This window comes from Paenibacillus sp. JNUCC 34, from assembly GCF_058269055.1.
The window spans coordinates 1,865,779-1,878,880 of the sequence record NZ_CM177770.1 but is presented as its reverse complement, the minus strand read 5'-3'; the positions used below and the strand labels follow the sequence as shown (position 1 = coordinate 1,878,880).

The 13,102-nt window shown below is 45.6% G+C and carries 12 protein-coding genes and 1 riboswitch; all 12 genes read right to left on the bottom strand.

Going from position 1 to position 13,102, the window contains the following annotated elements:
* Nucleotides 1-16: 16 nt before the first annotated feature.
* Nucleotides 17-1,435, bottom strand: coding sequence for a sensor histidine kinase (locus AC2TF5_RS08835; protein ID WP_491301802.1), 1,419 nt, complete (start codon nucleotides 1,433-1,435; stop codon nucleotides 17-19).
* Nucleotides 1,428-2,000: an ANTAR domain-containing response regulator gene (locus AC2TF5_RS08830; RefSeq protein ID WP_241929896.1), complete on the bottom strand. Its 573-nt coding sequence runs from the start codon at nucleotides 1,998-2,000 to the stop codon at nucleotides 1,428-1,430. Before AC2TF5_RS08830 ends, AC2TF5_RS08835 begins: the two co-directional genes overlap by 8 nt.
* 68 nt (nucleotides 2,001-2,068) lie before the next feature.
* The gene (locus AC2TF5_RS08825) at nucleotides 2,069-2,500 is read right to left on the bottom strand and encodes a EutP/PduV family microcompartment system protein (RefSeq protein WP_491301801.1); all 432 of its coding nucleotides are present in this window, start codon (nucleotides 2,498-2,500) and stop codon (nucleotides 2,069-2,071) included.
* Nucleotides 2,501-2,511: 11 nt separating this feature from the next.
* A complete protein-coding gene (gene eutS / locus AC2TF5_RS08820) occupies nucleotides 2,512-2,865 on the bottom strand; it encodes an ethanolamine utilization microcompartment protein EutS (protein ID WP_208918701.1) in 354 nt (117 codons plus the stop codon).
* A 196-nt stretch (nucleotides 2,866-3,061) separates the two neighbouring features.
* Nucleotides 3,062-4,204, bottom strand: a complete 1,143-nt coding sequence (locus AC2TF5_RS08815; RefSeq protein WP_491301800.1) for a 1-propanol dehydrogenase PduQ — start codon at nucleotides 4,202-4,204, stop codon at nucleotides 3,062-3,064.
* 389 nt (nucleotides 4,205-4,593) lie between these two features.
* Nucleotides 4,594-4,745, bottom strand: a riboswitch (adenosylcobalamin (AdoCbl) riboswitch).
* A 348-nt stretch (nucleotides 4,746-5,093) separates the two neighbouring features.
* A complete protein-coding gene (locus AC2TF5_RS08810; protein ID WP_491301799.1) occupies nucleotides 5,094-5,978 on the bottom strand; it encodes a PhzF family phenazine biosynthesis protein in 885 nt (294 codons plus the stop codon).
* A 498-nt stretch (nucleotides 5,979-6,476) separates the two neighbouring features.
* The gene (locus AC2TF5_RS08805) at nucleotides 6,477-7,115 is read right to left on the bottom strand and encodes a superoxide dismutase family protein (RefSeq protein ID WP_491301798.1); all 639 of its coding nucleotides are present in this window, start codon (nucleotides 7,113-7,115) and stop codon (nucleotides 6,477-6,479) included.
* A gap of 227 nt (nucleotides 7,116-7,342) precedes the next feature.
* Nucleotides 7,343-7,861, bottom strand: a complete 519-nt coding sequence (locus AC2TF5_RS08800) for a GNAT family N-acetyltransferase (protein WP_491301797.1) — start codon at nucleotides 7,859-7,861, stop codon at nucleotides 7,343-7,345.
* Nucleotides 7,862-8,294: 433 nt separating this feature from the next.
* On the bottom strand, nucleotides 8,295-9,167 hold the full coding sequence (locus AC2TF5_RS08795; protein ID WP_491301796.1) for a sugar phosphate isomerase/epimerase family protein: 873 nt from the start codon (nucleotides 9,165-9,167) through the stop codon (nucleotides 8,295-8,297).
* Nucleotides 9,164-10,474 (bottom strand): alpha-L-fucosidase, encoded by a 1,311-nt coding sequence (locus AC2TF5_RS08790; protein ID WP_491301795.1) that lies wholly within the window; start codon nucleotides 10,472-10,474, stop codon nucleotides 9,164-9,166. Before AC2TF5_RS08790 ends, AC2TF5_RS08795 begins: the two co-directional genes overlap by 4 nt.
* 24 nt (nucleotides 10,475-10,498) lie before the next feature.
* The gene (locus AC2TF5_RS08785; protein ID WP_491301794.1) at nucleotides 10,499-12,169 is read right to left on the bottom strand and encodes an ABC transporter substrate-binding protein; all 1,671 of its coding nucleotides are present in this window, start codon (nucleotides 12,167-12,169) and stop codon (nucleotides 10,499-10,501) included.
* A 35-nt stretch (nucleotides 12,170-12,204) separates the two neighbouring features.
* Nucleotides 12,205-13,101 carry a carbohydrate ABC transporter permease gene (locus AC2TF5_RS08780; protein WP_491301793.1) on the bottom strand — a complete coding sequence of 299 codons (897 nt, stop codon included), beginning with the start codon at nucleotides 13,099-13,101 and terminating at the stop codon, nucleotides 12,205-12,207.
* Nucleotide 13,102: the final 1 nt, after the last annotated feature.

Sequence of the window (13,102 nt, the reverse complement as noted above, 5' to 3'; positions counted from 1 at the left end):
CTTGTAGCCTTATTATTTATTTTTTGAACGTAAACGTAACAGCCGTACCGTCACGACCCGATACAATCGCGAGCTTGCCTTTCAGCTTGTCCTTCACATAGCTGCGGACAATCGACAGCCCCAAGCTTTTGTACGAACCTTCTTTAACGGCGAATCCAACTCCGTCATCGACTACGCCGACTATAACCAATTCGCCTTCCAGCTGCACAGTCACGGTAATCGTGCCGTCCGTGCAATCGCCAAATGCATGCTCATAGCTATTATGCAGCAGCTCGTTTACAATAAGCGCAATCGCAACAGTACGGTCACTGTCCAAGTAGATGCTTTGCGCTGCCGTTATCTTGATATCGATCGCATTGCAATCGACAAAGCAGCGTTGAATGTTCGAAGCCATGAGCCGAATGACATCAAGTAGATCTACCTGTGCTTCGATCTCCATTGATAACAGTTCATGGGTCGCCGCGATAGCGAGTACCCGGCTGACACTGTCATTTAAACATTTTTTGGCTTCTGGACTCTCACATTGGCGGCCTTGAATACGGAGCAACGAAGCCACCGTCTGCAAATTGTTTTTCACCCGGTGGTGAATCTCTCGAATAGCCACCGATTTGGAGACGATCTGTGCTTCCTTGTCTTTTATCTCGGTAACATCATGCAAGATGACGCCTATGCAAAGATCCTGCTCTTCAATAAACAGTCGTTTCACTTGATAATAGCGTTCGGCTGCCTTCACATCTGTCGTCAATGGACAACTTTTAGAGATAGAGCGCTGCTTCATCACGCCAGAGAATATCGTCTGATCCAGCGACAAGTTGTCATAATGCAATCCTTGAATATCCTCCAAATAACCAAGTTGCCGATAGTACATGTCTGCCTTCTTGTTTTTCATCTTCAAAAATCCATGCTTGTCGAACACCAGAACGGCATCTTCCAACTGGTTGATGATCGAGTCTTCGAAACGTAACATGGCGGTCAGCATGAAAGACATCTCACTGTCTTCGTACTGTGTCACATTGAAGTGGGCTTGAATGTTATCGCTCACATCTTTTTCATAAATGACGACCGCAATAACACTCTCTTGATTCTTGATCGGATATACCGTTTGCCTGACCAGATGATTTTCCTGCGTATTGGCGACGAGCCCCTGTGACATTACGCCGGTTTCCAACGTCCTCAGGACGCCGGGTTCGTTCTCACGCAGCGCTTTCTCACCAACAACCGAGCGACCATACAGCGATTTGCCCACACCCGGACGATAGTGGTACACCACAATTGCCTCATTCTCCACGTCGGACAGCACGTCGATGAATACGTCATCCTGCCCATCAGACTTCTCGAACGACGCAGCCATTTCCGTAATCCGGGCGATGTCTGCGTCGCTCAATCCCGTATGACGCTTGCAAAGATGCTTAATTCGTTCTTGGAAATCAATCATAGGAGATGACGATCGTAGTTGCAATTTCCATCATCGGACATCGTCGATCCATACTGAGTTTGCGCAAGGTTTGATAGGCTTCCTCTTCGGTACAGCCGTTCTCCTTCATCAGGATCCCCTTCGCTTTCTCAACTACTTTTCGTTCTTCCATCTTTTGCGACAGCTTCGACAAATCTTGTTCCAGCTTGCGTACTTCCCTACCTTTTGCAATCGTCACTTCCACCATGGGAATAAACGATTTTTCATCAAGCGGTTTCACCAGATAACCAAGCGCACCGATAGAGGATGCTTTTTCAATCGTTTGTTTATCACTGAATGCGGTCAAGAGGATAACTCCGCCCGCCAGTTGCTCCGATATGATTCGTTTACCCGCTTTCAGCCCATCCAGGATAGGCATTTGAACATCCAGAATGACCAAATCGGGCAGATGCTTTTTACATAATTCAATGGCCTCAAAACCATCAGAAGCTTCGCCTACTACACTGTAGTCCGCCTCTTCAAGCATCTCACGAATATCCATTCTTGTAATAGGTTCGTCGTCGACTATCACAATTTTTCCATTCATGCGTCATGCACCTCGTTGTCTACCGATATTTGCTTGTATCTCGTGAATCCTCTATCATATTGAACCGCTTACGCTTCCAAATAAGCTTGCAGCTCATCCACACCCAAATGCTGCACGGACGAAACCTCAAAAATGCGCTCCACGCCCGCCGCTTGCAAGAAGGATCTCGCTTCCGCAATGTCCTTATCCGTCTTAGCCAGTTCCACCTTGGTTACAATTCCAATGACCGGCTTGGCAAACATCGTTGCGAAGGCTGGTGGAAAATAACTTTCTTCCTTTGTACAATCTTGCACTAGCCCGATAACATCCGCATCAACGCTTGTGACAAGTAACATTTTGTATAAATACCGGTTCTCAATACATTCCCCGGGCGTATCAATAGCTTGCTCAAAATTCTCAACGGCTTGCGTCTTCTTATAGGCAATCTCTTGTCCATGCAACCGCTGGCACAATGTCGTCTTGCCCGATCCGGTGCTTCCGGCAAATATAATTTTCCTCATAGCACGATCCCCTACGTTCTCGTAATCTTCGCAGCCGAAAATCCGAGAATGTTCTGTAAGCCAAGCAACACTTCGCTCACCGCGGATTCCACGGATGATACATCACCCGTAATGACGAGCGAGCCGCTGAAGCGATCAACGAAGCCGATCTGCACGCCTGCTGCTTTGGTCGCAATGTCGGCCGAAATAATAGATGCTTCGCTCGGCGTAATAGTCATAATGCCAATGGCATCCCTCGCATCGCTTCCCAAGCCCAGTTTCTTGTAAATATCCGGATTAGGGTTCGCGATAATATGAGCCAGCGTTACCTGTTTGCCCGGCACATACTCTTGTATGACACGTTGTTTTTCGCTGTGTTGATCCATACCATCATCCCATCTCATGAAAGAAAAAGCGACATATAGCTGCAAAAAAACATAAAGACCCCTTAAAAAGTTCACGCGGAATTTTTAAGAAGCCTCTTCGCTTTTATTTGTATGCAACACGCCGTTGTGTTACTTTCACTATATTTTAACCTGCAAACAATGTCAATATCATTACGAACGAAACTCAACTCCAGATTCAGGATTGAAACATTTTGTTCAAAATTTCAACAATATCAGCTGCGGCAGGAACGCGTGGATTCGTGGCCGTACAGCCGTCTTGCAGCGCTCCTTCTGCAATTTCCTCTCTCATCTTTTCAAGCGCAGCTAATTCCACGCCGCACTCCCTGAGCGTCTGCGGCATCTGCAATTGCTTCTGAAGCTGCTTGATCGCCTGCACCAGACTACGAACGCCGCTCTTTACATTAGGAGCCGACAGTCCCAAGCTTTTGGAGATTTCGGCATATCTTGCCGCTACTGCACTACTCTCTTCTCTGCCATAACCCGGTTTGTAATCCGCATTAAATTCAATGACATGCGTCAGAAGCAGTGAATTCATACGCCCGTGCGCAATCTTGAATTTAGCTCCAGCCACATGAGCGATCCCATGATTAAGCCCGAGCGACGTAATATTAAACGCCATACCAGCTAGGCAGGAAGCATTGTGCATTTTCTCGCGCGCCTCAAGATCAGTCCCATCCTTATAGGCTCTTGGCAAATAGGCAAAGACCAGCTTGATAGCCTTCTCGGCCAACGCATCGGAAATATCGTTCGCCTTGGTGGATACGTACGCTTCAATCGCATGGGTCAATACATCCATTCCTGTGTCTGCAGTGATGAAGTTAGGTACGCTCTTGACCAATTCAGGGTCCAAGATAGCTTCTTGTGGCAACATGTCATCGGATACCAGCGGATACTTGATGTTCTTCTCCTTGTCGCTGATAACGGAGAAAGACGTCACTTCTGAGCCTGTGCCGCTTGTTGTCGGAATCGCTACGAACGGAATATCGTGCTGTTTCAATATTTTTTGAGCGAAAAGCTTCATCGCCTTGGCCGCATCAATTGCAGAGCCCCCACCAATCGCGATGATCAGGTCAGCCTGGAATGCTCCGAGCGCTTCAACGCCCTCAGTTACAACTTCAACTGGAGGATCGGGTACGATGTTGCTGAAAATGTATTGTTCGTTACTGTCATGCAGCCGTTCAAACAGCATGTTAATCATACCCGACTTGATTATAAACGGGTCTGTTACAACAAAGATCCGTCTATTTCTCCAATCCGTCAGGCGATCCAGCGCACCTTGTCCCAGATAGATGTCGGTTTTAATCGATATTTTGTCCATGTAAGGCACCTCCAAGGAGTAATTGACAACAAAAAAAGAGGCCTCTAAAAGGAGTAAATCCCTTCAAAGCCTCTTTGCTTGTTATATAATGTGCACGCCATTGTGCAGCAATCATTTAATTGTCCATCTCCACTGTACAACGTAATTCGGATGCTCGTCAACCGAATCTTGTCTGCCATGCTCGGCAAGTGAGCGGTTCATTATAAAAAAAAGGGACATGCACATCATTGTGCATATTATTCTTCATCATTGAAGAACTTCCCGCTTGCTTGTTCTTATACCTCATTGTATATGTTCGGCGGCGAGCACCTAGCTTTACCGACAGCAGCGTCGGCAGCCTATCTTGCAACGTAAAAAAGCCTAGCGAGGCGTTATACGTCACTAGACTTGTAAACCAGTCACTTTCGCCTCGAAATGACTGGCCAGACAAAGTTACTAGGCAAACGACCTGACTTAAGACCGAGCATTCGGTCTATCACAGTGGCGGGACCGCGTTGGATTTGCACCAAACTTCCATTGCCTATAACTTTTTCTATTGTGTATGACGTGAATGGATGTCCATTCGAACATTATTATAGCATAAACCATCGAGTTGGCAATATGCAGAACATAAAAATCCGTCGATTAACGCTGACATGATACGGATTAAGGGTGTATTAATCTTGTATGTTATACAACAGTAGACTGGCTGAAGGCCTGATTTTACTGGCATTGTTGTAAATTGTACAATAATTTCTTCTGAGGAGTGGCTAACAAATGACTTTCTATCTATTTTGTTGTATAAAGTGCAACAATGTAACCTTTGGCGACCAGTCACGAAGTAGTGATGTACTTTATACAACTATCCACTTCCAATTATATAGTATCGAGCTCTCTTATTATAAAAATATTAGAGATATTCCACTTCAAACTCTTTAACCAAGACCGCTGTGCCCGAAATAAAAATATCCATCTCATTTTGTCGTATGGCGTGTACATGCACTTTTCCATCCCTATTGATCTCTTGCCCCTGCTCTACGATAAATTGAATTTCATTCAAATTCTGATCTATATAGGTTAAATAGTAAGCGCCCATCACGCCCGAGGCCGTACCTGTTACCGGATCTTCAACTGTACCAGAGTAAGGGGATGAAAAATGTCTCGCATGCATGAACGCATTCTCGTCATAAGTTTCAAAACAAAAAGGATGTACAGACGCTTTGGGATTCTGGGCTAATATTTCAGGAAACTGTTTATTATTTGGCTTCATGATTTTGAAACTATCCAATTGCCTTATTGGAACTAATAAAGTCCAAATTCCTGTACTACCATAAACAATGGGCTTCGTGACATCCAAACAGTCTTCATTTAATCCCAGGGACTCTGCTAGTTTTCGGGTATCTCCATCAAAAGGAATAAATTCCGGACTCTGCTGCTTCATGCCTATTATTAGATGATCCTCAGCGTTAAAAGAAATGGGAAGTATGCCACCATTGGTTTCTATCTGGATTGAATCGCGACCTTCAAAAAAACCTCGTGTTTTCAAGCAGTATAATGATGCTATGGTTGCATGCCCGCACAGATTGATTTCATGACCCGGAGTATAATACTTCAATTTTAGGTCGGCGATCTCAGATTTCAATACAAAAACCGTTTCATTAAATCCGACCTGAAAAGCGATCTTCTGCATATCACCAGGCTTCAAATGATCGGCATCCAGAACAACTCCTGCCGGATTTCCCTGATTGGCTGTGACAGAGAATGCGTCAACATGGTACACGGTAACTTTCCCCAATAGGCTCCCACCTTCACATTTATACCCGGCCCAGGTTTAAGAATCAACACAAAACTGGGTAATATATTTTATTAAACAGGTATCGGTTATTGATTCATATTACAGTTGAAAAATTAGAGGGTTCATTTGGTGAAATCGTCGGTGCGAGTCAATCTTTTCATAATTCCACAGCATAATGATTCTTGTATCCAGTTCAGGGTAATGCCAGATTTCTGAACGAAATCCAGGTGTTCCGCCACCGATCAGGTTAAAATCAGATCCCAAAAACCAGCCATAACCGTAATGCAGATCAGGATCAAAGGTGGTTGTCCACGATGCGTGCCAACTGCTCGGTCATATCCACCTCTACCTCCGTTTCACCCTAACTCTTGCAGACTAATTATATCCTATAAATTGTAAATAAAGATAGATATATACGGAAAAATAATAAAAACGCATCTCCGTTGGGAAGATACGTTTTCTTTAACATTTACATATTCACGGAACAATTCTGATCCGTTATTTAGGGATGTTCCCGCCCATTATTCGATTACCGGAATTACCTGCAGGATCGGTTTTACCATCGTCTTCGTCTTCATGGATTATGAGCGATCGTCCAAGCAAGGAATTAGCCTGATTCTTATCTAGCGATGCATGTTTAATCAGCAGTTCTGTTTTAACTGTACCATCTTTTTCAACTACCAAATTTGGCATATCGCCAACGTGACTTCCTTCTGGGTGTTCAAGGCCATGGTGTTTATCCGTCGGATTGAAGTGTCCGCCAGCAGTCTTGAAATCAAACGACTGGATTGCGTTCTCATGTACATGGAATCCATGCTTGCCCGGGGTCAGACCGGAAACGGAAACCTTCACTTTCACACCATCGTCCACCTGTTCAAATGAAGCAACCCCTGTAGGTTCACCCGCTGCATTAAACAGCTTAACAGAAACCGAATTTGTGGATACTTCCCGAAATACCGGTTTGTCAATCTTTTCAGTAACCGCAAGATCTGGAACATTAGTTACACCATTGTGAGTAAGTGAATCGGGAGTTGTTTGCCGGACGGCATTTAATATTTCTTCAGCGTTAGCTGCAGCATAGATAAGACCTAAACACAACATGGCCCCTGCAACAATTTGGTACGTTCTTTTCTTCATTTCATCGCCTCCTGTCTGTAGTACTCACCTATGCCCCATTTTGGGGGAAATAAACTATTATTACAGGTGATTTAGCACTTTCGACATGGAGGAAGGTCTACAACTCGTTAGGAAAGTTCCAACTCCTTTAACAAAACATCTAAAATTCTCTTTTTGCATGTTTCTCTATCCACGGCGTGTGACCATATTGTTCCAATAAGATATATCTGAAATCATGAAGGATTTTCTTATTCTTTAGTTAACAGCTTATAATACAACACGGTTTCATCCAAACTTCCATTCGAGGATCTTGCAAAATAAGGAATCCGACCCGCTTCCATATAATCCATCGACTGATATAACAGATTTGATGGATCACCTGCTCTAGTATCCAGAACGATTAAAGTTCTTCCTTCTATTACAGCTCTCTGCTCTGCCGTGTGCATAAGAAGTCTTGCGATGCCTCTTTTTCGAAAATCCGGGTGCACCATCAATTTCATGATTTCTGCACGGTGGGAGGCGTTGCGCTTCATAGCCAAATGCAGTTGTATCGTACCAACTATTGTTCCCGCCATAGAAGCAGTGAACATCATAACGCCAGTTTCCGTCACACTCTCCCAATAAGCTCTAGCTTCTTTCTCTTCAACAGGCGCCAGAAAACCAATCGAAGCCCCATCTTCCACTACGCGAATCAACAAATCTGAAAATTCTTCCACCATCACAGCATTCATAGATGTTACTTCGGATATAGTGATTCCATTCTCCATACTCGCTTCCTCTTTCTTCAATATGATGCCGACTGATCGGTTTCTTCTTCCCCAAAACTCACCTGTACAAACTACTCCAGCATAAGCTCCATCGGTTCTACACAGTGCTTGTAGCCGTTGCGCTTGTAAAATTCTATTTATCCCCCTGAATAGCTTGATCCAAAAACACCCTGCACTCTTCATAAAAATCTTCGTAATGCTCTTCCGCTATCTTAACTTCGTTATATTCGTTGGTGAAATCCCACCTCATTCTCACTAGCTGATCGATATGGGACGTTAAATATTCCATCCTTTCATAGATCGCAACAACCAACAGGCTAACCAAGAATTCTCGGTTAGCCTGTTTTCACAGCAAATGAACATAATTTTAAAATAATCCGCTTAATATAATCAAACTATAATAGCAGAAGCCCATCCTAGCTAGCTTAAGTGATTACACTTCATCCCAGATACGTCTCAGATTTTCAAGACCAAGCCGTGTACCTTCACGGCACTCCTCCATACCTTCGAACTCCAGTGTGATATCTCCGTCATAACCAGATTCCTTGATCAAGCGCAGTACCCGGCGTACATCGACATCCCCCTGACCAAAGATGGAACCACGCAAATAGTTGCCGTGTGACGTACGGAACCAGTCACCGCTGCCCGGGTTCTGATCGAACGGACGAATATAAAAATCCTTCACATGGATAAGTGAGGCGTATGGTAAGTTGCGTTTCACACCGACAAGCGGCTGCTCATCCACACACAAGAAGTTGCCAATATCGAGAGTCGTTTTGAAGTTCGGACGGTCAACCGCCTGCAGCACGCGCTGTACCCGGTCGCTGGCCTGAACACTGACTCCATGGTTCTCAATCGTTGTGGTAATACCGAACTGAGCGGCATAATCAGCAATGATCCGGCATCCCTTTACGATCTGTTCCAAGTTGTCCTCCAGGTAATTGATACCATGCTTCTCCGACGGAAGGGTAAATAACGTCACATCATGACGCATATGCTTCATGCCAAGCCTGTGGACGGTATCCACATGACTCTTAACCCGCTCCATCTCAGCCTCAAAGGCCTCTTCTCCCTCCTGCACAAAATTCGCAGGCATCGAATAATTGGACAACCCAATTCCGACCTTTGCTGCACGCTCCCGAACAGCATCCGCAAGTTCGGGTTGATCCTCCAGAGTGAAGCCATAAGGAACTATCTCCATATGCTCCCCACCGTTTTCAGCGATCCAATCAATCACATCCAGTACCGTCATCTCTCCCGATTTGATTGCGTTCAAAAGGCTATAGGTGCTGACCCCCACTCTCATGACTGTTCACCGCCCAGAGCAACAGACTCGTTATCGATCAGCTCGAGTTCGATGACAGTATCCAGCTCATCTGGAAGTTCTCCGCCAGCTAGGTGGATAAAAGCACCGCTTCCCGTGTCAGAATACTGCTCCGCCATCCAAGGAGTCTCCACCCGCAGCTCACTCCCGTCCGCGAGCAGACGCGCTTTTTTGATTCTTCCCTTCAATCCCTGGAAATAAATAGGGCCAATGCCGCGATCAAAGATGTGGGCATACAACTTATTTCCCCGCTGTGTATAACGTCCCCATTCCGGCTTATCCAGCTCCGCTATTCCACAGCCATAAATGCTGTCTCCATTACGGCGTATCCATTCACCGACCTTGGATAATATTTCTAGTGATTCCTGAGGTATCTCCCCTTCTGCATCGGGTCCGACATTCAGCAGCAGGTTTCCGTTCTTGCTGACGCATTCCACGAGTGCCCTTACAACCTGGCGTGGTGACTTATATGCATTGTCGGTGGCATGGTAACCCCAGTTTCCGTTCAGCGTAATGCATGCCTCCCAAGGTACCGGTTCTCCAAGCTCATTCACAATCCCGCGAGGAGGAATAATCTGTTCAGGTGAATAAAAATCACCAGCATATACTTCCGGTTCAGCCGCCATAATGTTACCGCCGAGCCGGTTATCAATGACAATATCCGGCTGCAGCGATCGGATCGTTTCCATCAGCTCTGTCGCCCGCCATTTTTCCCCGGTCATATCGTCATAAGAGAAATCAAACCACATGATATCAATTTTCCCATAATTCGTTAGTAGTTCTTTAACCTGACCATGCATATAGTCGAGATAACGGTTGAAATCCTGTTCCTTATCTTTGAAAGACTCCACTCCGCGCATCGGGTGAATGCGGTCACCGTAGGCCGGATAGTCGTCATGATACCAGTCGATGATAGAGTAATAAAATCCGACGGCAATGCCTTCCTCACGGAATGCATCAACGTATTCCCGAATCAAATCTCTTCCCGCGGGTGTGTTAGTTGCCTTGTATTCCGTCAGCTTGCTGTCAAACAGGCAGAAACCGTCATGATGCTTGGTTGTCATTACCGCGTATTTCTGACCTGCGGCTTTTGCGGCCTTTGCCCAGCTGCGCGGATCATAGCGTGATGGATCAAACTCCTCGAAATAAGACTGATACTGTTCATTTGAGATGCGCTCCTGGCTCCTTACCCATTCTCCTCTTGCCGGTATGGCGTACAGTCCCCAGTGAATAAACAGCCCGAAACGGTCGTTCATAAGCGTAGCGGTTCTATTAAATCTCGGATTCATTGATTAAAATCCCTCCATCTGCTGTTATTTGCTTTTCGCATCATAAGCTTGCTGGTAAATTTCCAAGTAGCGTGCGAGATTCATGGCCTCTAACTGCTGAACATATCCGTCCCATTCGCTGTCCAGATCAGCATCTCCGATGACAAAACGTGCGATCATTTCGTCTACGTAATCGTTTACAGTTTTGGCCAGATCTGCAACCTCTGAAGCCTGCTCATTGGTCAAGAAGAGAGGCGGTACCGTGGAAACATCCTTCGGCTCATATGGTTCATATTTATTCTTCGTTTCGTTGTACAGAATTACCTCTAAATCATCGTCACCTTTTGCTACCGCACTCAGACGGAATTCATTGGTACGCATAGCTGGTCCTGTCTGAGCCCAGTTTACGTTCTGAACGGTACCGAAAGATTTCAATTCGGACCATACAGCTTGTTCACCATTAATCCCTTTCTCTCCTTCTTTTGCATCACGCCACTCCTCATTCGGACGGCCATAAACGCTGCGAAGCGTATGCTCTTTTTCATATAAACCGTCAGCCCAGCGCAAGGCAAGCTCTGGATTTTTCGCTTTTTTCGTAATAACAAAGGCACCCGGTGTTAAAGCTGTTGTATCGTTAGCTGCATACTGAACACCGCCGGGACCCTTTAATGGAGGAACCGCCTTGTACTCACTCCATCGTCCGCTATCACCCAGCAGTTGGGTAAAGACGCCCTGATGTCCTCCTGTAGACGCGCCCAGAATAACCGTATCCGGATTTTCGCCGATCTGAATCAGTTGGTTATCATCCTGCGTGAACGACTCCGGAGCGATCAGACCATCCTGATACAGCTTATTCATATAACGAAGCCCTTCCTTCCACTCCGGTTTGTTATAAGCCACATCCATTTTCCCGTCTTTAACAAAAATATGTTTATAGCTTGATCCGTAAACCGGATTGTAGATAAAAGAGTTCATAAGGAACGCATCGATCGAGGATCTCCATGATTTTGGCGAGATGGACAGCGGAATTTCATCAGCCTTTCCGTTCCCGTTCGGATCCTGCTCTTTAAATGCTTTCAGCACATTGTACAGATCGTCTGTCGTTTTCGGCATTTCAAGATTCAGCTTTTTGAGCCATGGCTCATAAATCCACATTTTCTGGCTCATGGAACAGTGGTAGCAATCGTTGATTTCCGGAAGGGCATAGATGTTGCCGTCGAGCGCGGTAATCGTTGATTTGATTTCCGGGTAATCCTGAAACAATTTTTTCGTCTGTGTTCCCTGCTTCTCAATCAATTCATTGAGCGGAATAAACGCACCCTGCGAGCCGTAAATCATCTGCTGCGAAGGAGAAATGTTCAGACCCATAATAACATCCGGATAGTCCTCACTTGCCAGCACAAGATTCAGCTTCTCCTGCATACTTTGCTCCGGAACAACCTCCCATTCGATATGCACGTTCGTCTTTTCTTCGTACCACTTCGTAAACTCATTCGTTGCAAAATTTTCGACCAACGGGTTTCCTCGAACCATGACCTTCAAGGTCTCTTTCTCCGTTACAAGAGGATAAGTGCCTGGCTCCGACAGCTTAACCGCTTGCGCTGCGCTGTCCTTCTCCTTGTCCGTTCCAGCCTTATCCGTACCTCCTGAGCATCCGGCCAGCAGAATGCTGAGCGCCGTAAATGCGCTGAATGCTATCTTTAATCTTTTTTTCATAATGACCCTCCCTGATTTCAAATGGAAATGGAACTTTATCCTTTTATGGAACCGATCATAACGCCTTTAACAAAAAACTTCTGAAGAAACGGATACACAACAAGCAGCGGAACCGAGGTCACTACAATCAGTGAATATTTGAGCAATTCTCGCAAACCTTGGCGGGCTGCTGCGGTCTTGGCATCACCGAGCATTTCGATATTAACCTCGTTCTGAACGAGAATATCGCGGAGCACCAATTGCAGCGGATACAAATCCGCCCGTTTCAGATAAATCATGGCGTTGAAATATTGATTCCAATGTCCGACAGCGTAAAACAACGCAATGACTGCCAGAATAGGACCCGAGAGCGGTAATACAATACTTCGCAAAAAACGGAAATCCGTGCATCCATCCAGTTGAGACGCTTCGAGCAGTTCACTCGGAATCGTCGTCTGGAAATAAGTACGCATAATAATGACATTCCACACTGACAGTGCTGCCGGGATCAACATGGCCCACACGGTATCGATCATGCCAAGATCCTTCACGATCAGATAAGTCGGAATGAGTCCTCCGTTAAACAGCATCGTGAATACGAACAGCAGCATAAAGACATTGCGTCCCTGAAAGTCTTTACGTGAGAGTGGGTATGCCGCCATGACGGTAAGCACCAAGTTAATGGCAGTACCGGCCATTGTGTAAAAAATGGTGTTCATAAAACCTTTGACAACCATGGTATTTTTAAATACTGCTTTATAGCCTTCCAGCGTTGGTTCAACGGGCCAAAGCCACACTCTACCGGACAGCACTGCACTGCTCGAGCTGAATGAAGCGCTTACAACATAAATTAACGGATAAAGAACAACGATGAGAACAATGGAGAGCATGACATAATTAAAGATCGTAAACAGGCGGTCGGAGCCCGATTCTTTTATGGTCTTCGATTGCATA